This window comes from Acinetobacter sp. YH12152 (genome assembly GCF_013418285.1).
Lineage (GTDB): Bacteria > Pseudomonadota > Gammaproteobacteria > Pseudomonadales > Moraxellaceae > Acinetobacter > Acinetobacter amyesii.
In genome coordinates this window covers 54,591-76,179 of sequence record NZ_VPCH01000009.1, presented here as the reverse complement: position 1 = coordinate 76,179, position 21,589 = coordinate 54,591, and the positions used below count along the sequence as shown (strand labels likewise).

Below are 21,589 nucleotides of genomic sequence, written 5' to 3'. Positions count from 1 at the left end.
GCTTTTTTTCATGGCAGATTACCAATAATTTTCTACAGCAATATTGCCTTCACCACGACGGTTCATAGTCAAACCACGCGCCTTTAATGCCGCCTTGGTGTCATCAACCATTTGTGGATTACCACACAACATGACATGCGTCGTTTCCACATTAAACGCTAAGCCTGCCGCCTGTTCTAACTCGCCATTTTCAATTAAAACTGGTAAACGGTCATGCAGCGGTGCATTTGGATCACGTGTCACAATAGGTATAAATTTGAAGCCCGTATGCCCTTCGCCAAAGGTCTCAGCGATTTCTTGAATCCGCTCTACATAAGCCAGTTCTGATACGGTGCGCACACTGTAGACTAAATTAATTTTTTCGTATTTAGACCACGTTTCAAAGTCTTGTAGCATCGATAAAAATGGTGCTAGACCCGTTCCTGTTCCCAACAGCCATAAGTCCTTCGGCAATGGCAACTGATAACGCGCCAAGGTAAGGAAGCCATATGGTATTTTTTCTAAATACAGCTCATCGCCCACTTGTAGATGCTGCAAATTTGAAGTAAACGCACCATCTGGAACGACGATAGAGAAAAATTCTAAAGTTTCATCAAAGGGTGACGACACCACAGAATAGGCACGAACCACCAATACATCGCCCACTTTCAAGCCAATTCGTGCGAACTGACCAGCGGTGAATTTAAAATGTGCAGGGCGTGTCATGGTAAAACTGAACAAAGTATTGGTCCAACGGTGTACAGATAAAACCTTTTCTAAGCTAAATTTTTCAATTGACATGATTTGAACGTGGCGTGACAGACTGTGCTCATGTTAGCATGACAGCATAATTTATTAATATTTTTTAAATGTTAAGGCCTGATTCATGCGCATGACTTTACGCCAGTTGGCTGTTTTTGTAGCAGTCGCTCAAGAAGGTACCGTTACCAAAGCCAGTGATGCTGTCAAACTTACTCAAAGTGCAGCAAGTATGGCATTGGCAGACCTCGAAGATGGTCTCGGTGCTCCACTGTTTGACCGACTTGGTAAACGCTTGCAATTGAATGACTTGGGTCGTTTTTTATTGCCACAAGCTTTGGAAATTTTAGGGCGCTGTGAAGCTTTTGAACAAGCAGCGAAAGGCGAACTACAAAGTATTGATCTGCGTTTAGGTGCGACCCTAACTATCAGTGACTACTTGATGCCAGACCTCATGGCAGATTTCTTACAAATTCAGCCTCAAGCACATTTACAACTTCAAGTCGGCAATACCCGCCAAATGATTGAAGCGGTAAACCAATTTCAGTTGGATTTGGCCTTAATTGAAGGTTCATGCCATCTGCCACAGTTGCAATGTATTCACTGGCGTGACGATGAACTTGCCGTGTGCTGTTCACCAGAGCACCCTTTAGCGAAGTTGGATCGTGCACTCACTGCAGCTGACTTTGATAACGTGGAATGGATCTTACGTGAAGAAGGTTCAGGCACACGTGAAGTATTTGACAACGCAATTTTAAAAGACCTGCCAGATGCCAATATACGTTTAACCTTGGGTCATAACGAAGCCATTCTAAAAATCGTGGCAGGTGGTCTTGGTATGTCATGTATTTCTAAACTTGCGATTGAGCCTTTACGTGAAAAAGGTCAATTGGTGGTTTTAGATACGCCGTTCTGGCAACTTGCCCGTCCATTATTTATGTTGGTACATCGTCAGAAATACCAAGGACCGGGTCTCAAAGCCTTTATGCAATTTTGTGAAAAATAAAAAAAGCGCCTTAAGGCGCTTTTTTATCTATTTTTAAATTGGCGTTCACATGGTTCGCCATCATTATTGCCGTCCATTTTCGTATTTGGACAATTATTATTAAAGAACACTGCTTCTTCGTATGAACGCATCTGACTACAATGCGTACGCCCATCACAACTAAACTGAGCTTTTTCTACTGCCCTTGGCGAATCACTTGAAGCAGGTGCCTGCGCAGTGTCTTGAACAACAGACTGAGCTTGCGTTGAAGCTGTGCCGTATAGATTTTTTTCACCTTGCTCAGTCAGCACCCGATCGGGCAAATCACCCTGAGCTTTACGTTGTTCTTTTACAATGTTTTCATTTTCTTGCATGAGCTGTTGTAAATGTAGCTGCTTCTGTTCTTGGTACTGCTGATATTTCCCATAAACAGCCACAGCGAATACCACAATTACAATAAGTCCAATCATGCTGAAGATTTTACTGCCCCAAACTGTGCCTTTGGCTGTATCGTGAGGAGTAGCTTGGTCATTCACTCGATCCGACCTTGATTCAAATGACGGATTTATCTGTTCATGAGTGGACTGCTCTTTTTTCAAATCTAAACGGATGATATTTACCGCTTTAAATTTACCTCGATCTGCTTCAATCCTGTATTTGAGATTTTCTCCAACACGTGGTTCGATGTGTCGGCTAGGAAAATCACGAATATGAAAAAATAAATCCTGTGCTTGATCTTGTTGTATAAATCCAAAGCCGCGCTCAACGTTATAGCTTTTGATTTTCCCCTCTTTAAACATAAAAATTGTCTCTCATCTTTTCTTTTAATACTCTTATCATAATAAAAAAAGAGGCCAGATAGACCTCTTTTTATTTCAAAGATTTCCATGAAATCTTACAATCACATTATTTACGCAAATTCGAAAGCAAAGCTGAAGTAATTGACTGGTTATTTGCCACTACTTTAGATTTTTTAGCTTTTGCAGATTTGTCTTCTTCACGCTCAATGTTTATGGCTTTATAACGATCACCATTTTTCACCACATTAAATTTCACACGATCATTACGTTTTGGCTCGACACCATCTGCGGGAAAGTCAGAGATATGGAAAAATACATCACCTTCTTCACATGAAAGAAAGCCAAAGCCCTTTTCAGGATTGTACTGCTTCACTTTACCTTTATATTGTTCGGACTTCATAAAGTACCCTATTCCATTTATTCCAATGTCTTTAGTATATAAAAAAGAGGCTATAAAAGCCCCTTTTCTGTTCATGATGCAAAAATTATTCTTTTTGAACTGAACCGAAAATTTTATCGCCTGCATCGCCAAGACCAGGAACGATATAACCGTTTTCATTTAAACCTTGGTCTACAGATGCTGTATAAATGGTCACATCTGGGTGAGCTTCATTCACACGTTTAATGCCTTCTGGAGCTGCTACAAGCACCATGACACGAATATCTTTACAACCACTGGCTTTTAGAACGTCAATAGCAGCGACGAGCGATGAACCTGTTGCAAGCATTGGGTCAATAATCATGGCTAAACGGTTTTGTACGTCTGGTACTAATTTTTTGTAGTAAGTACGCGCTTCTAAAGTTTCTTCGTCACGCTCTAAACCCAATACAGATACTTTTGCACTTGGAATCAGGTTTAAGAAACCATCCAACATACCAATACCTGCACGTAAAATCGGTACGACTGTTATTTTTTTACCGGCAATACGATCTACAGTTACTTTACCATTCCAACCATCAATTTCATGATCGACCATTGGTAAATCTTTCGTTGCTTCATAAGTCAGAAGCATAGTCACTTCTTGAGCAAGCTCACGGAAGTTTTTAGTACTAATATCTGCACGACGAAGTAAGCCGAGTTTATGTCGAATAAGCGGATGACGGATTTCATGGATAGCCACGGGAGAACACCTAAAAGGTTAAGATAAAATTTCAACCATTATAAAGCTATTTAACAAATGATAAAAATAAAAAAGCCCCCTTTACAGGAGGCTTTTTTGTAATAAGCAAATTAATTGCTTAATTCATTAGTTAAATCCACTTTGAATTAAGCTAAAAATGAACTGTTGTAATTCAGGTGAGATCGCAAAGTATGCCACTTGAGAAACTGCAATGATTGGATCTGGATATACACCGATCAACAACACAAGTGCAGCTGCGCCAAGCACCATAATACCACCCACTTTTTGACCCCAATGATCGACAGCGTCGATACGTGGGTTTTCCGGTGGAGTCATGTACATCACAACCATCACACGTAGGTAGTAGTACAAACCGATACCTGAACCAAGGATCACCATTGCAGCTAAGAACCATGAACCACCAGCAACTGCTGTTTTGATCACAAGGAACTTACCAATAAAGCCCGCTGTTAATGGGATACCTGCAAGAGATAACATCATGACAGTGAGTGTTGCAGTCAACACTGGACGACGCCAGAACAAACCACGGTACTCAGCAAGACTACCTGCTTCGTCTTTGTTGTTGTAAGGGCTAGACATCAGTGTCACAACACCGAACGCACCAATCGTTGTTAATACATAAGTAATCACATAAACGTTGACGCTGCTGAATGTTGCAAAGCCTTGTACTTGAACAAAGTCAGTATTACGTGCACTGACAATCGCAACAAGTAAGTAACCAAAGTGAGCGATTGAAGAGTATGCAAGGATACGTTTCAAGTTCACTTGACGTACTGCTAGTAAGTTACCCGCAAGGATAGACAATACTGCAATGATGGTCACGATCGTGATGAAGCTGTCAGAAAGGATTAAGCCAGAAGCCAAGAAATAACGAACGAATAGACCGATCATTGCCACTTTAGCCACAGTCGCTAAGAATGTCGCGATTGGCGCTGGCGCACCTGCATACACGTCTGGTGTCCATTTGTGGAATGGCGCAAGAGACAATTTAAATGCAACAGCAAATACAATCAGTGCAAGACCAAGGACTACACCCGGTTGGCTGAATGTTGTGAACATTTTGCCTGGTTCAGCAACGAATGCCATTGTACCTGTATACGCATATACATAAGCCATACCCATCAACAACATCGCAGAAGCGGTTGCTGAAAGCACCAAGTATTTCACACCCGCTTCAAGCGACTGTGAACGTTGGTGTGTATAAGCCAATAGGCCGTATACAGGAATCGACATTAACTCAAGGCTGATAAAGAATGACGCATAGTGAGAACTTGCAACCATTAACAATGCACCTGTTACAGAGCACAGCATCAAGATATAAAGTTCTTCACGGTTATCTTTATAGGTTTCGATATACGCATGTGACAATGTACAGCAAGCAAGTGCTGCAATCAAAATCACGAATTGGTACAACATCGTAAATGGATCTACGATGAACAAATTCATTACGTTTGCAGGTGCATACTGCCCTGCAACGAAAACAAAAATAATATAAAAGGCTGCAAGGTTCAGACCGATAACGGAAGTCGTTGCAACTAAATTGTGGTTACGCTTGATTGCAATTAGCAACATCACGACGATCGCAGTTAAAGCCACGATCATCACAGGAGCTAATGGCATAAGCTCAGAAAATGACATTGTGAAGTCCATGGCTTATTGCATCTCCACATTTTCAGGTTGTACAGCAATCTGCTGCACAACATCAACGACTTCTTGAACTGGGATATAGCTATTTGCAATCCACGCCATGCTTGAATTTGAAATATCAAGGAAGCTTTGTGGGAATAGACCAAGCCATACTAGACCAAGAGCACAGATTAAAAGAATCACAACTTCACGCGCATTTAAGTCTTTCAACGGATTTGCGTAATGCTGTTTTTGTTCTTCGTTTGGTGTACCAAACAACGCTTTGTGAATCAGGATTAAACCGTAAAGACCGGCAAATACTAAGCTTACTGCAGCAAGGATTGTATACACAGGGAACTTGTCATAAGAACCCATCAAGATCAGGAATTCACCGATGAAGTTACCTAGACCCGGAATACCTACAAGTGCCGCAACAAAGAACATTAAGAAGAATGAAAGGTATTGGAACTGACCACGAATACCGCCCATCAAACGCATGTCACGTGTATGCAGACGTTCGTAAACCTGACCACACATAATGAACAATGCAGCAGAAGATAGACCGTGAGCCAGCATCATAATCATTAAGCCTTGGAATGTCAGGATGTTACCTGCATACAAAGCAAGAAGTACGAAGCCCATGTGCGAAATAGATGTGTACGCAAGCAGACGTTTCATGTCTGTTTGTTGGAATGCACACCATGCACCGTAGAAAATACCGATTAGACCAAGAATGATCGCGATGTCAGCAAACTGAGCAGATGCTACTGGGAAGAATGGAATAACGAAACGTAAAAGACCATAAGCCGCAGTTTTAATCAAGATACCTGCAAGGTCGACAGAACCCGCTGTAGGTGCTTGTGCATGTGCATCTGGTAACCAGCCGTGTAATGGGAAAACTGGAAGTTTTACCGCAAAACCAATGAACATACAGATCATGAATGCATACGCAAGTGCTGGAGCTTTCGCCTCAACAGTGTGTGCAACACTCATCAAGAAGTCATAGTTAAAGCTGATTTGACCGTGAAGTTGGAAGCCAACAACCACTAGACCCAAGATACCGATCAACATGATCAGACCCGCAACCTGAGTATAGATAAAGAATTTAGTTGCAGCGTAAACGCGTGACTTACCTTCTGCTCCTTTATGACCCCAAAGTGCGATCAAGAAGTAGATTGGTACCAGCATCATCTCCCAGAAGAAGAAGAATAGGAACATGTCAATCGCTAAGAATACACCGATCACACCACCTAAAGACCAAAGTAGGTTTAAGTGGAAGAAACCAACGTTCTTTTGAATCTCACCCCATGAACAGCCGACCGCAAGTACACCCAGTAATGCAGTTAAACCCACCATAAGCAGTGAAAGACCATCCACCGCAAGGTGAATGTTAATCCCTAAAGTGGTAATCCACGGTAGGTTAAATTGAGCAGCCCACTGTGGAGCCTGTGTACCCAACTCGTAGTTATAAGTACCGCTTTGCCATAAAACGACGGTTAACACCAACGTTAATAGCATACCAATTAAGGCAATATAGCGTGGTAAGTGCTTGTCGAGTTTATCGACAAGCCAGCATACAAAACCTGCAATGAACGGAATAAGGATCAGAGCGGGTAGAATTAAATTGTTTGGAGTTTCCATTTTATTTCCCCACGACCTGAATCACGACCAGGATCAATAGTAATGCAAACGTACCGAATGCCATACTAGATGCGTATTCACGCAATGAACCTGTTTGACGTGAACTTGTAAAGCTATTACCGCCTTTAACAAGTGCAGGCAATACAAGCCATAAGCCGTCAATTGGATCACGACCAAAGATTTTAGCCAGTAGCAAATAAGGCTTAACGAAAACAATGTTATACAAAGCATCGAAACCAAGTGCATTACGACAGATATTTGCAAGACCCGCGCCCAGTGAAGTTTTCGCGAACGATTTCACTGCACCATAAGCAAAGGCAAATAACACCACGCCAACTGCAAGACCTGCAAGTGCAATACCAACAGCTGTGTATTCAGCGCTATGCATACCGTGTTCTAGTGCTTCTGGAATATCAAACGCTGGGATTTGTGCAGCATTTAAAATATTCGTTACTGGTGCTTTTAATACATAAGCTAAACCAGTTGAAAGCACTGCAAGAATCGCCAATGGACCCCAGTAAGTAACACCTTTGATTTCATGGTAAGGCGTGTTTTCTTTACCAAAGAATACAACCCAAATAAGACGGAATGTATAAATTGAAGTTAAGAACGCACCTGCTACACCAGTCCAGTACAAGCAGTCATAAACTGCAATCGCTTGACCTTTCACCCATACCGCACCAAGAATCGCATCTTTCGAGAAGAAGCCGATCGTGATGAATGGAATCGCTGCCAATGCACCGCCACCAATCGCGAAACAAGCAAACAAGAATTTGTTTTTGTGGAATAGACCACCCATCTTGAAGATGTTTTGTTCATGATGGTAAGCCAAAATCACAGCACCAGAAGACAAGAATAATAATGCCTTGAAGAATGCGTGAGTCAGCATGTGGAATAGACCTGCTTGGTAAGCTTCAGCACCTACAGCCATAAACATATAACCCAACTGACTCATAGTTGAGTAAGCAAGAATACGTTTGATGTCTGTTTGTACCAATGCAGCAAAGCCTGCAACCAACAATGTCACCGCACCAGTGATTGAGATGAACATCATCACTTCTGGCGCTTGTTCAAACACGCTGAACATACGGCTACATAGGTAAACACCCGCTGTTACCATTGTTGCTGCGTGGATCAATGCAGATACTGGTGTAGGACCAGCCATCGCATCTGCCAACCATGTTTGTAATGGGATCTGAGCAGATTTACCTGCAGCACCCAAGAACAACATCAATGCAGTCCAAATCGCAATTGAAGAACTCTGAGCCAAAACTGTTGGCGCAGCAGCTACAACTTCTGCAATGTTTAAAGTGCCGAATTGTTGGTAGATCAAGAACAATGCGATTAGTAGGAATACGTCACCCACACGTGTCACGGTGAATGCTTTAATTGCAGCAAAACCGTTTGCAGGTGTTTGGTAGTAGTAACCAATCAATAGGTATGAACATAGACCTACACCTTCCCAACCGAGGAATAACAACGCTAAGTTGTCACCCAACACTAAAAGCAGCATGCTTGCTACGAATAGGTTGAAGTATGAGAAGAAACGTGCAAAGTCTTCTTCGCCACGCATGTACCATGTTGCAAAGATGTGAATTAAGAAACCCACACCTGTAATCATGCCCATCATCAATAATGATAAGCCATCTAAATGAAGCGTGAAGCCCGGTGCTAAGTTACCTGCACTGAACCAAGTCCAAAGATGCTGAGTTGTTGCAACTGAACCATTATTAACAAAGTCGATACCGGCAATTAATGCAAATAAAGCTGAAAGACCAACTGAACCTGCACCAATAATTGCAGCAACTGATTCAGGAAGGTTTTTACGACCTGCCGCCAACAGGATAAAACCAATTAGCGGGAAAAGTACTGTTAAATATAAATAACTCATCCGCGCATCTCACTAGCAGCATCCACATCCAGATGATGGAAGCGATGATAGAACTGAAGGACGATCGCAAGACCGATACACGCCTCTGCTGCAGCAAGCGTTAAGATCAAGATAAACATCACTTGACCATCTGGCTGTGCCCATGCGCTTCCTGCCAAAACGAACGCTAAAGCAGCAGCGTTCATCATGATTTCAAGGCTCATTAAAATAAATAGTAGGTTGCGTCGAACCATCACACCGTAAAAACCCAGTGCAAAAAGAATGGTTGCAACGATCAAACCATGTTCTAAAGGGATGTTGCCCATTATTCTTTGTCCTCTTCTGCACCTGGCTCACGTTTGCCAAGATGGAATGCAGCGACAAGTGCGCCAAGCAATAACATCGCAGCAACTTCAACCAGCAATAAGTACTGAGTAAAGAGTGAAGTACCCACTTCTTTCGGACCGACAACTTGAGCACCCATGACAGTGCCTGCAGTTGTGTAGTCTGACTTCAACATCCAAACAAGGATTAGACCCATTAGAAAGCTCATCAACGCAGGATATGCCCACGCTGAAGAAGTCAGCCATTTGCTTTCTTGTTCAACTGTATTTTGACCAAGATTCAGCATCATCACGACGAATACGAATAGCACCATGATTGCGCCAGCGTAAACGATAATTTCGAGGGCACCGGCAAACGGCGCACCCACGATCATGAAGATACCTGCAACTGCAAGTAAAGAGATAATCAAGCTTAATAAAGCGTGTACTGGGTTCGTGTTAGTTACAACACGAACGGTAGAGACGATGGCCACAAGCGCCATCAAATAAAATGGCCACATCATGGTAATAGACTCCGTACATCAACTGGTGTGCTTTCGCGTTGAGCCTGACCTTTATCTTTACCAGCAACAGCCATACCTGTTACGCGGTAGAAGTTATAGTCTGGGTATTTACCAGGACCTGAGATAAGAAGGTTTTCTTTCTCATATACTAAGTCCTGACGAACATACTCACCTAACTCAAAGTCAGGTGTCATTTGAATCGCAGTCGTAGGACATGCTTCTTCACACATACCGCAGAAAATACAACGTGAGAAGTTGATACGGAAAAACTCCGGATACCAACGACCATCTTCTTTTTCAGCTTTTTGTAGTGAAATACAGCCGACTGGACATGCAACCGCACAAAGGTTACATGCTACACAGCGCTCTTCACCATCAGGGTCACGCGTTAACACGATACGACCACGGAAACGTGGTGGTACGATGTCTTCCGCTTTAACCTCTGGATATAAAATAGTGTCACGTTTACGTGTCGCGTGTGAGAATACCATCCACAACGAACGTACAATTGACCCAAATCCAGCTAGAAATTTAAACATTTTATTCTCCCTGCTGTCTTAGGCCTGATTCATTAGAATCACAGCACCAGTTACCAGAAGGTTAACCAACGCCAATGGCAAGCAAATTTTCCAACCAAAGTTCATGACTTGGTCATAACGTGGACGCATTAAAGAGCCACGAGCCAAGACAAACATCATTACAAAGAATGCTGTTTTAATAATGAACCAGAATGCAGCTGGAATGAATGGAATATCTAGGTTGAAAGGCGCTAACCAACCACCGAAGAATAAAGTCACGATTAATGCAGAGATCAGTACTACGTTGACGTATTCCGCAACGAAGAACATACCCCATTTCATACCGCCGTATTCGACATGGTAACCTTCCGCCAATTCTTGTTCTGCTTCTGGTTGGTCAAATGGATGACGGTGAGTTACCGCAACACCCGCAACCACGAAGATCAAGAAACCTAAGAACTGAGGAATAACAAACCAAACATCACGTTGAGCTTCAACAATTTCACGCATGTTGAATGAGCCTGCAATCGCAACCACACCCATCAGTGAAATACCCAAGAACACTTCATAAGAAATGGTTTGAGCGGCAGAACGTAAACCACCAAGTAATGCGTATTTGTTATTTGATGACCAACCACCGAACAATACTGCGTATACAGCAATACCAGCCATTGCCATAAAGAACAATAGACCGATGCTCATGTCTGAAACACCTAGATAAGGTGAAACAGGAATAACCATGAACGATAGCACCGCAGTTGCCATCGCAACTGCTGGAGCCATACGGAAAGTCAATTTGTCAGCAAATTTTGGTGTCCAGTCTTCTTTGAACATGATTTTCAGCATGTCGGCAACGATCTGGAACATACCGCCCGGACCTACACGGTTCGGACCGTAACGGTCTTGCCACAAGCCGAGTAAACGACGTTCAATAAAAGACATCAACGCAGCAATCAACACTACAACCAGTAAGATCACAATCGCTTGAAGAACTGAATAGGCGATTGGCCAGTTTTCAGCCCACAGCGGCGTTTGACGGATTAATTCTTGTTCCATGAATTACACTCCTACCGCGACTGAAACAGGTTCTGCAAGCGATACTGTAGGTGCTAGACCCACTGGGTAACCGATATAACCTGTAGGTAAGTATTCAATCACTTGAACTGGAAGGACGATTTCAGCATCCCCTGCTTTCACAGCGATACGTTGACCATCTTGAACATTTAAGCGTGCTGCATCTTGTTCACCCACAGCAAACATTGCTTCAGGAATACGTGATTCCATCGCAGGAGTTTTCACTGTAAATTCACCAGAAGCGAAGATGTGATGCATCGGCACAAGACGGAAGCTCTCACCATTAACCGCAACAGGTGCAGGTGCAACGAAAGTACGTGCTGGACGTTTCGCTAAACGATCGAATAAACGAACGCCTGCATCACCACCTTTTAAGTGACCACCCACGTTGTCTTGGAATTTGTTCCAAGCTTGTGGAGAGTTCCAACCTGCAGACCAAGCAAATGGTACAAGTGAAGCTGGAGTTTGGTTACCTACATAACCTTCCATAGAGAACGTCAACGCAGAGTCTTTATCGACTGGTTGTTTTGGTTCATGAATAGAAAGTGGTGCGCGCATCGCAGTACGACCTGAGTAACGACGTGGTTCACGTGCCACTTTCAGACCATGTACACGGAAGCCAGCATCTGGTGCTACGTCTTGAATTGCTTCAAGTGCAGGAACGTTTTTCGCTACTGACTCGATCACATCATCAAGAACTGTCCAAGAAATCGCTTTGCCTTTCACGCCAGTTTCAATGGCATGTAACCAGCGCCAAGATTCTTTGATCGCAAGTTCTGGTTTGTAGTAGCTTGGGTCATACACTTGGTAGAAACGTTGTGCACGGCCTTCCTGAGAGACAACAGTACCATCACCTTCAGCAAATGAAGCAGCAGAAAGTACGATGTTGGCTTTTTTCACAGTTTCAGTTTCAGAATGATCAAGTACGATCACTTCTTTACCAGAAAGTGCAGCATTCACCTGCGCGGCTGGTAAACGACGATAAAGGTCATTTTCCACCACGATCACGGTATCGTAATCTTGTGCGAATGCTTGTTCTAAACTTTGACCACCAAAGATCGCTAAGCCCATTGAGTTCACTTCAGGAACAGTCAATGTTAAGCCCGCATTACCAAGGTTCTGTGCAACTTGTGCAGCAGCTTCCATGATTGATGCGTCTTGCAAGCTTGTACCAGAGATGATTAATGGTTTTTTCGCAGCTTTTAAAGTGTCAGCAATGGTTTGTGCAAATGCTTTTGCATCGTCATCCAAACCTAAGATCACTTCACCTTTGACAGCAGCTGCGACCGCAAAACCTAAACGTGCAATGTCGTTAGGTGATGCAACAACTTCACCTGTTGCAACATCAGCTAAACGTGTTTGAGTTGCAGCAAGGATGTAAATCGGAGATTTGGCATCTTGAGCAATACGTTGTACAGGCTCAGCCAACCACTCTTGCGTACGGCGCTCTGCAGCCATTTCTTTAGCTTTATTTTTCGCAGCTTGGCGAACAGATAGAGCCATACGAGGCGCAGTTTGAGTCAGATCTTCACCCAAAATCAACACAGCATCGTAGCTTTCGATTTCACGCATACCAGGGTTATAAACACCTTCGGTTTGCATAATAGAAGCTGCAAGTTCAACAAGTTTTTGCTCTTTTTGAGACATACCCGTTGAGAAGTTGTCTTGACCTACAAGTTCGCGAAGCGCGAAGTTTGATTCAAGTGATGCACGTGGTGAACCGATACCCAATACTTTTTTGCCTTGGATATTTTCAATTACGGTATCCAATGCTTGGTCTACAGAAACTGTAGTTACATTTGCACCAGAACGGAATTGTGGTTGACGTGGACGATCTTCACGGTTCACATAACCTGTACCGAAACGACCTTTATCGCAAAGGAAGTATTGGTTCACGTCACCGTTAAAGCGGTTTTCTACACGACGTAGTTCGCCATAACGTTCACCTGGAGAGATGTTACAACCTGAAGAACAGCCTTGGCATACGCTTGGCGCATACTGCATGTCCCATTTACGGTTATAGCGTTCAGAGTGAGTTTTATCTGTGAATACACCTGTTGGGCACACTTCAGTCAAGTTACCAGAGAATTCAGATTCTAAAGTACCTGATTCTGGACGACCAAAGTAAACACGCGAAGCGTTTGCATACACACCAAAGTCTGTACCACCTGCATAATCTTTGTAGTAACGCACACAACGGTAGCACGCAATACAACGGTTCATTTCATGAGAAATGAAAGAGCCTAGCTCTTGGTTGTAATGCGTACGTTTTGTGAAGCGGTAACGACGACGGTCATGCTGAGTCATTACAGTCATATCTTGTAAATGACAATGACCACCCTCTTCACAGACTGGGCAGTCGTGTGGGTGGTTGGTCATCAAGAATTCAACAACAGAAGCACGGAAATTTTTTGCTTCGTCATCTTCAATCGAGATGTAGGTATTGTCAGATGCAGGCGTCATACATGACATAACTAAACGACCGCGAGTATCTTCAGGATTCGCGTATTGAGTCACAGCACATTGACGGCAAGAACCGACAGAACCTAAGGATGGATGCCAACAAAAGTATGGGATGTCGATGCCAAGGCTAAGACATGCTTGTAGCAAGTTCTCTGAGCCGTTGACTTCATACGATTTTCCATCGACATGAATTGTAGCCATAGTCGAATTCCTTAAGCTTGTTCTACGTTGCTAGTTTGAGCTGCCGCATTTACGACTTTAGCTTCAAACTCGCCACGGAAATGTTTGAGTGCGCCCATTAACGGTTCCATCGCACCTGGAGCATGCGCACAGAAAGTTTTACCAATCCAAAGCTTACGAGTAAGTTCTTGTAAGTGATCGATATCTTCTTTCTTACCTGTGCCATCTTCCAAGGCTTTAAGCGCTTTAACCGCCCAAGGTAAGCCATCACGGCATGGTGTACACCAACCGCAAGATTCACGCGCAAAGAATTCTTCTAAGTTACGTGTCGCAGAAACCATACACTGAGTTTCATCAACCACCATGAGCAAACACGTACCTAAACGTGAACCTGCTTTCATGATGCTTTCAGCATCCATAGGAAGGTCAATGTGTTCAGCAGCAAGGAAGTCTGTAGAAGCACCACCCGGTAACCATGCTTTGAGTTTTAAACCATCACGCATACCACCGGCATGATCTTCAATCACTTCACGCGCAGTTGTACCAAATGGAAGTTCCCAAAGACCTGGGAAAGTTACCTTACCTGATGCACCGTAGATTTTAGTACCTGGATCTTTCGACTTACCTTCAGATAAACCGATATACCATTCAGGGCCACGAAGCATAATTGCGGGTAAGTTGTTGTAAGTCTCTACGTTGTTAACAATCGTAGGACGACCCCAAGCACCTGCAACTTGTGGGAATGGCGGTTTAGTACGTGGGTTCGCACGGCGACCTTCAAGCGAGTTAATCAATGCAGTTTCTTCACCACAGATATAACGACCCGCACCGGTATGCACGTGTAACTCAAAGTTCCAACCAGTACCTAGGATGTTTTCACCTAAGTAACCTTTGGCACGAATTTGGTCCAATGCTTCATTTAAGTATTGAGCCGCTTCGATGTATTCACCACGGATGAAGATATAACCTTGTGTTGCTTCTAATGTATAAGCAGCAATCAACATCCCTTCGATCAACTGATGAGGAAGTTTTTCCATCAACAGACGGTCTTTAAAGGTACCTGGTTCCATTTCATCGGCATTACAGATGAGGTAACGAGGACCTGAGTTATCATTTGGTGCCATAAGCGACCATTTGATCCCTGCTGGGAAGCCCGCACCACCACGACCTTTTACAGTCGCAGCTTTGATTACTTCAAGAACTTCTTTCGGTTGCATGCCAACAGCTTTCTTAAAGCCAGCATAACCTTCAAGTGCTTCGTAATCATCTGCACTGCGTACGTGTTCCTGTTTGCTCAAACGCCAAGTTAATGGGTGAGTTTCTGGGTTACCGTCGCCATAAATTGGTTTTGGTTCAGTATTCATACATACTTCTCCAATAACTGTTTAATTGAAGTCACTTCAACTAGACCGTGAGTGTCTTCGTCAATCATTAACGTCGGACCTTTGTCACAGTTACCTAGGCAGCAAATTGGCAATAAAGTAAAGCGACCATCTGCAGTCGTTTGACCAAATGAAATGCCTAATTCACGCTGGAATGCTTCAGCAAGTGTTTCCGCGCCCATCAAGAAGCAAGCAATCGAGTCACATAATAAAATTACGTGGCGACCAACTGGTTGACGGTAAATACGGTTATAGAAAGTAGCAACACCTTCTAGGTCTGCAAGGCTCATGCTAAGCAATTGAGCAATAGCATTCATCTGTGCATCATCTACCCAGCCATTACGGCGTTGTACACACTTCAACGCATCAAGACATGCTGCGCGTGGGTACGGATAGTGACCAATGTGATGTTCGATATCGTGGATTTCTTCCGCAGTTAAAATCCCTTCAACGTTCACACGTGGTTTTTTGTCAGTCAAAATCATCATAATGCGATTACCCCTTAGCGATCCACGTCAGCCATTACGACGTCAATTGTCGCTAAATAAATGATTAAGTCAGACATTAAGCTGCCGTTAATCACAGAAGGCATTTGCTGTAAGTGCGTGAAGGTTGGTGTACGGATACGTGTACGGTAACTCATCGTTGACTTATCTGAAGTCAAGTAGTAGTTCGACGCACCTTTTACCACTTCCGCCATTACAGAGCTTTCGCCTGCTGGCATTACAGGACCCCATGACACGCTCAAGAAGTGCGTAATCAATGTTTCGATGTCTTGTAAAGTTTTATCTTTTGGTGGTGGAACAGCCAGTGGATGGTCTGCTTTGTATGCACCAGAAGGCATGTTGTCTAAACATTGCTTGATGATTTTCAGCGATTCTTCAATTTCACGGAAGTGAACAAGAACACGTGCATAAGCATCGCCTTCGTACTCTAAAGGCACATCGAAGTCGTAGTTTTCGTAGCCGCTATAAGGACGGTATTTACGAACGTCGAAATCAATACCTGTAGCACGTAGACCAGTACCCGTTACACCCCAAGCCAATGCAGATTTAGCATCATACTGAGCAACATTACGGGTACGACCGATAAACACTGAGTTTTTCAGTGCTGCAGTGTAGTACTCGTTCATACGCTTCGGCATCCAATCTAGGATTTCGCGAATGAGGTGCTGCCAGTTGTTTGGCAAGTCATGCGCTGTACCACCGATACGGAACCATGCTGGGTGCATACGGTAACCCGTGATCGCTTCGATCGCGTCATAGATTTTTTGACGGTCAGCGAACATATAGAATACTGGGGTCATACCGCCGGCATCCTGAATCGCAGTACCAATGAACAATAAGTGGTTATTGATACGGAACAATTCAGACATCATGACACGGATACATTGTGCACGATCAGGAACGGTAATCCCTGCCATTTGCTCTACGCCAAGAACGTAAGGCATGTTTTGCGCACAACCACCTAAGTAGTCAACACGGTCTGTATACGGAATGAATGAGTGCCATGTTTGACGCTCAGCCATTTTTTCCACACCACGGTGGTGATAGCCGATGTCAGGAACACAGTCTTTCACTTCTTCACCGTCCAACTGCAAGATCACACGGAAGGCACCGTGCGCAGATGGATGGTTAGGACCCAAGTTTAGGAACATGAAGTCTTCATCATCGTTCCCACGCTTCATACCCCAATCTTCAGGTACGAAACGAAGATGTTCTTGTTCGTAATCCTGTTTCGCTTGGTTTTGGCGATAAGGCGTGTATTCGGTCGCACGTGCAGAATATTCTTTACGTAACGGGTGACCTTCCCAATATGTTGGCAACAAGATACGACGGAGCATTGGATGCCCTTCGAAGTTGATACCAAACATGTCGTAAGCTTCACGTTCGTACCAGTTGGCATTCGGCCAAATATTGGTTGCCGTTGGAATGTTTACATCATTCTCAGCTAATGCAACCTTGATACGAATATCACTGTTACGCTCTAACGATAACAAGTGATAGAACACAGTGAAGTCAGATGCAGGCAGACCATCGCGGTGTGTACGTAAACGCTCATCAACCGCAGACAAGTCAAACAGCATCACGTATGGACGTGACACCGTACGCAAGAACATTAAAACTTCTTGTACACGTGCGCGCTCAACCCAGACTGTTGGAAAGTCTTCAAAAGTCGTTTGCACGTAGAAGTTCTCACCAAATTTGGTTTTGAGCTCTTCTACAATTGCAAATGCAGGGCGGGAATCAACTGGAGTTGATTCTGGCATAGCAATGTCAGTTTCAGCCATTGGCTTGGCTTCCTATTTAATACAAATTCAGTCAATCAAAACGACAATTACACCCAGTCCGGGTGTATCAATATTTCGTCGCAGTGATTATTTAATTTCATCCATTGAGCGTAAGTTTTTCACTGCAATACGCTGTGCGTTCTTACGGTCACGTTCTGGCATCATCTTTGGCTTATACACTGGCTTAAGATCATCACCAATCACGGCCGATAAAGGACGGCGCTCAAGTTGAATCTGGTCTTGCAATAACATCAATGCCTGAATTAAAGCTTCAGGACGTGGTGGGCAACCCGGGATATACACATCGACAGGGATGATTTTATCCACACCTTGTACAACTGAATAAATGTCGTACATACCACCAGAGTTTGCACATGCGCCCATTGAGATTACCCATTTAGGCTCAAGCATTTGCTCGTACAAACGTTGAATTACAGGCGCCATTTTCATGAAGCATGTACCTGCAACAATCATCAAGTCAGCCTGACGTGGTGAAGCACGAATAACCTCGGCACCGAAACGTGACAAGTCATGCACGCCTGTTAAAGTCGTTGCATACTCTACGTAGCAGCAAGATGTACCAAAGTTAAACGGCCAAACTGAGTTTTTACGACCCCAGTTTACTGCTGTATGCGCAACATCCTCTAAACGAGTCATGAACACATTTTTATTCACTTCTTCTTCAAGCGGATCGGTAACGATTTGACGCTCTTGAAGTGGATATTGATCAGCATCCGGATTCGCACGGGTTAATGTATATTTCATCCCGTCTTACTCCTTGTCAGATGATGCAGTCGGTGACTTAGATTTCACACGACCAGATGATTGCGCTGGAATTTGACCTGTAGGGTCCATAACCAACTCTTCAATAGAGTTAAAGCGTGTGATTTCTGCGATGTCCATATTTGGTGAACCAATTTTCAACGCTTTACCTGCAGCTTTACGCTTATCAGAAGGCGCCCAATCTAATGCACCTACTTTTACCGCGTAAATTAAAGCAATCAATAAATCGACCACAAAAATAACCACGGTAGTAAAACCAAACCAGCCTGCTTCACGAACAGAAGTAGACCATGCATATAGATAAAGTGCTTCGATATCAAACACGACGAAGAAAATTGCAACTAAATAGAATTTCGCAGACAAGCGAATACGTGCACCACCAGCACCTACTACACCTGACTCAAACTGCTCTTGCTTAGCACGACCCCATGATTTACCCCCAAGGAGTAAAGGGACGGTCAGCATAAAGACGCAAAGGAATGTAACGCCGATCACGAAGGCAATAATTGCCCAATCGTATGGAGTAATGGCACTCATGCGGGGATAACTCCTGGCAGGCCTATTTATTAACAAAGAATGTATGTATTGGCCTTCAAATACACCAAACACAAAATTAATCCCGCCAATTGTACCTGATTGAGGAGGCTTCTTGCTAGCTTATCGGTATTCGTCTTTAGGATGATTTTTTAATCATTTCAGCATTTAAATTGGGTTTACTCCCTTAAAATTAGGATTAATCGCTTAATTAGATTAGATTGCATTTTTTTATTAATTATTACATTTATGTGATTTTATCAGAAAATTATGACTGTTCAGTTTCATCAACAAACCCTTCATTTCTCAGCATACACGTTCAAATTGGCGTATTTTTATCAACTGTGTCATTTATTAAATAAATACTCCCCCACCTCAACTTTGTTGTTTCTTTATTCACTTCTTTTGCTTTTGATCTTTTCTTCAAATGAAAAGCCAGCTGTATTGGTTCTATGTAAAAAGACATTTTTTTAGCTTCTTGTGGCTTTTTTGCAATTCTTTGACACGACCTATAAAGAGTGTGATATTTGTAGTTAAAACACAAAAAGCAATCACAACGGAGAGACAATAATGACTTTAGAATTTACGCATAAACCTGATTATTTTCTATCTGCGCAATTGGTGATTCACCATATTAAAAACTACTTAGATAAGCACCCTGATGCTCAAAATGCCATTTTTGATTTACGTGATATCTATGAGTTATTACGTCAAGATTTAGCTTCTGCAACCACCAACCTTAGCGGGATTATGAATATTGTAGATGAATATAAAATTGAGACTCTAAACGGCGACCAAAAACTCATTAGCAATTATTCTATCGATGCTAAAAACAACTCTTTACTCATCGATTTCAATGCAGATGCCCTTGCTGCTCTGAAAAATGGCAAACCCATTATTGAACCTGATGCAACGATTACCGAATAAATAAAAACCTGATGTAAAAAAGCCATTCAAATTGAATGGCTTTTTATATGTACCACTCGCTAAATACAGCTGAGTTAGATTTCTTAGGCTGTTTAGCTTTCATTGGCACTAAGCTCTTTACCATCTAGCTTCGGCTTATTCTTCTTAAAACGTGTCGCAGGCCATGTCATGGTAAAACGCGCCCCACCCAATGTTGGACTTCCATCAATACCAACTGTTCCACCAAACCAATAAGCAATACGGCTAACAATCGATAAACCTAAACCATAGCCCCCTGAAGCACGGGTACGACTATCATCTAAGCGTGCAAAGGCATCAAAAATACGCTTACGATCTTCTTCTGGAATGCCGGGGCCATCATCTTCAACACAAATATAAGCCATGCCTTCGTCATTCACACCACCACTAATCAGCACTTTATCATCACAATAACGCACTGCATTACCCACCAAGTTTTGTACAACGCGATGTAAGTAGCGTCGCTCGGTTTCAACAATCACCCCAATCGGTGGTGCTTGCAATTCCAAAGTTTTCCCCGTCTTTAAGGCTTCGGTTTCAATCAAGACCTGATCTAAAACTTCAAACAAGCTGACATCTTCAAATTCCAAAGATGGCATGCCTTGTTCGAGCTTGGCATAAGTCATGATTTCATCAATTAAGGTGTTAAGCGCTTCAATATCTTTGTCGATTTGTTCAACTTGCTGCTGACGGTATTCATAGTCATCTTCATCCGCCATCATTTCTACACCAAAGCGAATCCGCGCCACAGGTGTTCGCAATTCATGAGATACCGCGCGCATCAACTCACGCTGCGCTTCAATTAAACGCTCAATATGATCTGACATCGAGTTATAGCTCGATGCCAAGGTACCAAATTCATCGGTACTTTCGACAGGCAGACGTACAGATAAGTCCCCGCCCTTCATTTTATTTAACGCATAATTTACAGCACGCAGCTTACGTTGCATCGGCACCAATAGACCATAAACACCCAAGCTCAAGACAAACAAGCTCAGTAGCGTAATACCAGCTGCCAATTGGAAAGGCATCCAATTAAATAATGGTACCGGCCCCATAACCAAGACTTCTGATGTTGAACTTGGAATTGGCGATACGATCGAAATGGTTGTGCCGCGCTCCGTAGCACTATCACGATACAAAATAATGCTGTGATCTAAACGTAGTCGGCCGATTTGCTCAGAATCTAAAGGTAAACTCTGAACATTTTGAATTGAAATTGGATATGAAAAATGATGCTGAATTTTTTCAAGATATTGTTTTTCTTGACCAGGGTAATAAACCAAATAATCCAGTATAAAGACAGGCAACGCCTTCATTTGGCGTTCTGAAATATTATCGGCTTTGATATACAGCAGATGCGCAGGGTCATCTTTTAAGCCAATAATAATATAGGCTGCCGTAGTTTGTGCATCCCAACGCACCACAGCTTTACGCTCTTCTATACGTTTTGTTTCCGCTCGGGTTAAATCTACCTGATTAGCTTTGACATAATAGATCGGCAACTCAAGTAGATCAGATGCATCTGACACCCAATCCGACTTTTGCTGTTCGTTTGGCTGACGTGCAATACCTTCACTAATAATGAAAGCCAAGCCGTCAGTAAGCGACTCACGATATTCTTGCGCGCGCTGGTAGTTGATGATCTGTACCAGCAAATAGCCAAATGTAGCGACTAAGAAGACTAATATCAGTAGTCCCGCGTAGACGCGCAAAAATATACTGTGTTTAAACACGTAAAAAGTGTCCTACTTTGCCAAACTTAGGGACG

General features: G+C 43.1%; 20 protein-coding genes. 2 read left to right on the top strand and 18 right to left on the bottom strand.

Features of this window, described 5'->3' with window-relative positions; translation table 11 throughout:
- Positions 1-18 precede the first annotated feature (18 nt).
- The gene (locus tag FTU83_RS04985) at positions 19-780 is read right to left on the bottom strand and encodes a ferredoxin--NADP reductase (RefSeq protein WP_180105813.1); all 762 of its coding nucleotides are present in this window, start codon (positions 778-780) and stop codon (positions 19-21) included.
- 85 nt (positions 781-865) lie between these two features.
- On the opposite strand from FTU83_RS04985, the gene gigC reads away from it, so the two are divergent.
- Entirely contained in the window at positions 866-1,744 is an 879-nt protein-coding gene (gene gigC, locus FTU83_RS04980) for a LysR family transcriptional regulator GigC (protein ID WP_111884894.1), read from the top strand.
- A gap of 23 nt (positions 1,745-1,767) precedes the next feature.
- Here the strand turns inward: gigC and FTU83_RS04975 are convergent, their stop codons facing one another.
- From FTU83_RS04975 to ndhC, 16 genes are all read right to left on the bottom strand, one after another.
- On the bottom strand, positions 1,768-2,523 hold the full coding sequence (locus FTU83_RS04975; protein WP_180105812.1) for a cold shock domain-containing protein: 756 nt from the start codon (positions 2,521-2,523) through the stop codon (positions 1,768-1,770).
- A 106-nt stretch (positions 2,524-2,629) separates the two neighbouring features.
- Positions 2,630-2,923, bottom strand: a complete 294-nt coding sequence (locus FTU83_RS04970; protein WP_078192288.1) for a cold shock domain-containing protein — start codon at positions 2,921-2,923, stop codon at positions 2,630-2,632.
- A gap of 85 nt (positions 2,924-3,008) precedes the next feature.
- Entirely contained in the window at positions 3,009-3,644 is a 636-nt protein-coding gene (upp, locus tag FTU83_RS04965; RefSeq protein WP_180009325.1) for a uracil phosphoribosyltransferase, read from the bottom strand.
- Positions 3,645-3,770: 126 nt separating this feature from the next.
- A complete protein-coding gene (nuoN, locus tag FTU83_RS04960; RefSeq protein ID WP_078192290.1) occupies positions 3,771-5,315 on the bottom strand; it encodes an NADH-quinone oxidoreductase subunit NuoN in 1,545 nt (514 codons plus the stop codon).
- A gap of 3 nt (positions 5,316-5,318) precedes the next feature.
- Complete coding sequence (nuoM, locus tag FTU83_RS04955; RefSeq protein WP_078192291.1) at positions 5,319-6,932, bottom strand: NADH-quinone oxidoreductase subunit M; 1,614 nt, start codon at positions 6,930-6,932, stop codon at positions 5,319-5,321.
- A 1-nt stretch (position 6,933) separates the two neighbouring features.
- Entirely contained in the window at positions 6,934-8,823 is a 1,890-nt protein-coding gene (nuoL, locus tag FTU83_RS04950) for an NADH-quinone oxidoreductase subunit L (protein ID WP_180105811.1), read from the bottom strand.
- Positions 8,820-9,128, bottom strand: a complete 309-nt coding sequence (nuoK, locus tag FTU83_RS04945; RefSeq protein WP_067665227.1) for an NADH-quinone oxidoreductase subunit NuoK — start codon at positions 9,126-9,128, stop codon at positions 8,820-8,822. Before nuoK ends, nuoL begins: the two co-directional genes overlap by 4 nt.
- Complete coding sequence (gene nuoJ, locus FTU83_RS04940; protein ID WP_171262661.1) at positions 9,128-9,646, bottom strand: NADH-quinone oxidoreductase subunit J; 519 nt, start codon at positions 9,644-9,646, stop codon at positions 9,128-9,130. The genes nuoK and nuoJ overlap by 1 nt, the downstream gene beginning before the upstream one ends.
- Positions 9,646-10,188 carry an NADH-quinone oxidoreductase subunit NuoI gene (gene nuoI / locus FTU83_RS04935; RefSeq protein ID WP_078191099.1) on the bottom strand — a complete coding sequence of 181 codons (543 nt, stop codon included), beginning with the start codon at positions 10,186-10,188 and terminating at the stop codon, positions 9,646-9,648. Before nuoI ends, nuoJ begins: the two co-directional genes overlap by 1 nt.
- Positions 10,189-10,206: 18 nt before the next feature.
- Entirely contained in the window at positions 10,207-11,223 is a 1,017-nt protein-coding gene (gene nuoH / locus FTU83_RS04930) for an NADH-quinone oxidoreductase subunit NuoH (RefSeq protein ID WP_078191100.1), read from the bottom strand.
- 3 nt (positions 11,224-11,226) lie between these two features.
- A complete protein-coding gene (nuoG, locus tag FTU83_RS04925) occupies positions 11,227-13,905 on the bottom strand; it encodes an NADH-quinone oxidoreductase subunit NuoG (protein ID WP_111884891.1) in 2,679 nt (892 codons plus the stop codon).
- Between the two features lie 11 nt (positions 13,906-13,916).
- Complete coding sequence (gene nuoF / locus FTU83_RS04920; RefSeq protein ID WP_168378564.1) at positions 13,917-15,248, bottom strand: NADH-quinone oxidoreductase subunit NuoF; 1,332 nt, start codon at positions 15,246-15,248, stop codon at positions 13,917-13,919.
- A complete protein-coding gene (gene nuoE / locus FTU83_RS04915; protein WP_078191103.1) occupies positions 15,245-15,754 on the bottom strand; it encodes an NADH-quinone oxidoreductase subunit NuoE in 510 nt (169 codons plus the stop codon). The genes nuoF and nuoE overlap by 4 nt, the downstream gene beginning before the upstream one ends.
- A 14-nt stretch (positions 15,755-15,768) precedes the next feature.
- On the bottom strand, positions 15,769-17,556 hold the full coding sequence (gene nuoC / locus FTU83_RS04910) for an NADH-quinone oxidoreductase subunit C/D (RefSeq protein WP_078191104.1): 1,788 nt from the start codon (positions 17,554-17,556) through the stop codon (positions 15,769-15,771).
- 87 nt (positions 17,557-17,643) lie between these two features.
- Entirely contained in the window at positions 17,644-18,321 is a 678-nt protein-coding gene (locus FTU83_RS04905) for an NADH-quinone oxidoreductase subunit B family protein (protein WP_078191105.1), read from the bottom strand.
- 6 nt (positions 18,322-18,327) lie between these two features.
- On the bottom strand, positions 18,328-18,876 hold the full coding sequence (gene ndhC, locus FTU83_RS04900) for an NADH-quinone oxidoreductase subunit A (protein WP_078191106.1): 549 nt from the start codon (positions 18,874-18,876) through the stop codon (positions 18,328-18,330).
- Between the two features lie 567 nt (positions 18,877-19,443).
- Here ndhC and FTU83_RS04895 point away from each other — a divergent pair.
- Complete coding sequence (locus FTU83_RS04895) at positions 19,444-19,800, top strand: hypothetical protein (RefSeq protein WP_180009319.1); 357 nt, start codon at positions 19,444-19,446, stop codon at positions 19,798-19,800.
- A 92-nt stretch (positions 19,801-19,892) separates the two neighbouring features.
- On the opposite strand, the gene bfmS is transcribed toward FTU83_RS04895, so the two are convergent.
- The gene (gene bfmS / locus FTU83_RS04890; RefSeq protein WP_180105810.1) at positions 19,893-21,554 is read right to left on the bottom strand and encodes a sensor histidine kinase BfmS; all 1,662 of its coding nucleotides are present in this window, start codon (positions 21,552-21,554) and stop codon (positions 19,893-19,895) included.
- Positions 21,555-21,589: the final 35 nt, after the last annotated feature.

Bases quoted from the DNA above. Each gene is read 5' to 3' on its own strand.
- nuoM (WP_078192291.1), bottom strand. From the start codon at position 6,932: ATGGAAACTCCAAACAATTTAATTCTACCCGCTCTGATCCTTATTCCG.
- FTU83_RS04895 (WP_180009319.1), top strand. From the start codon at position 19,444: ATGACTTTAGAATTTACGCATAAACCTGATTATTTTCTATCTGCGCAA.
- nuoJ (WP_171262661.1), bottom strand. From the start codon at position 9,646: ATGTGGCCATTTTATTTGATGGCGCTTGTGGCCATCGTCTCTACCGTT.
- nuoC (WP_078191104.1), bottom strand. From the start codon at position 17,556: ATGGCTGAAACTGACATTGCTATGCCAGAATCAACTCCAGTTGATTCC.
- nuoK (WP_067665227.1), bottom strand. From the start codon at position 9,128: ATGGGCAACATCCCTTTAGAACATGGTTTGATCGTTGCAACCATTCTT.
- nuoI (WP_078191099.1), bottom strand. From the start codon at position 10,188: ATGTTTAAATTTCTAGCTGGATTTGGGTCAATTGTACGTTCGTTGTGG.
- nuoH (WP_078191100.1), bottom strand. From the start codon at position 11,223: ATGGAACAAGAATTAATCCGTCAAACGCCGCTGTGGGCTGAAAACTGG.
- gigC (WP_111884894.1), top strand. From the start codon at position 866: ATGCGCATGACTTTACGCCAGTTGGCTGTTTTTGTAGCAGTCGCTCAA.
- FTU83_RS04985 (WP_180105813.1), bottom strand. From the start codon at position 780: ATGTCAATTGAAAAATTTAGCTTAGAAAAGGTTTTATCTGTACACCGT.
- nuoF (WP_168378564.1), bottom strand. From the start codon at position 15,248: ATGAATACTGAACCAAAACCAATTTATGGCGACGGTAACCCAGAAACT.
- FTU83_RS04970 (WP_078192288.1), bottom strand. From the start codon at position 2,923: ATGAAGTCCGAACAATATAAAGGTAAAGTGAAGCAGTACAATCCTGAA.
- nuoL (WP_180105811.1), bottom strand. From the start codon at position 8,823: ATGAGTTATTTATATTTAACAGTACTTTTCCCGCTAATTGGTTTTATC.
- nuoG (WP_111884891.1), bottom strand. From the start codon at position 13,905: ATGGCTACAATTCATGTCGATGGAAAATCGTATGAAGTCAACGGCTCA.
- FTU83_RS04975 (WP_180105812.1), bottom strand. From the start codon at position 2,523: ATGTTTAAAGAGGGGAAAATCAAAAGCTATAACGTTGAGCGCGGCTTT.
- FTU83_RS04905 (WP_078191105.1), bottom strand. From the start codon at position 18,321: ATGAAATATACATTAACCCGTGCGAATCCGGATGCTGATCAATATCCA.
- ndhC (WP_078191106.1), bottom strand. From the start codon at position 18,876: ATGAGTGCCATTACTCCATACGATTGGGCAATTATTGCCTTCGTGATC.
- nuoN (WP_078192290.1), bottom strand. From the start codon at position 5,315: ATGGACTTCACAATGTCATTTTCTGAGCTTATGCCATTAGCTCCTGTG.
- nuoE (WP_078191103.1), bottom strand. From the start codon at position 15,754: ATGATGATTTTGACTGACAAAAAACCACGTGTGAACGTTGAAGGGATT.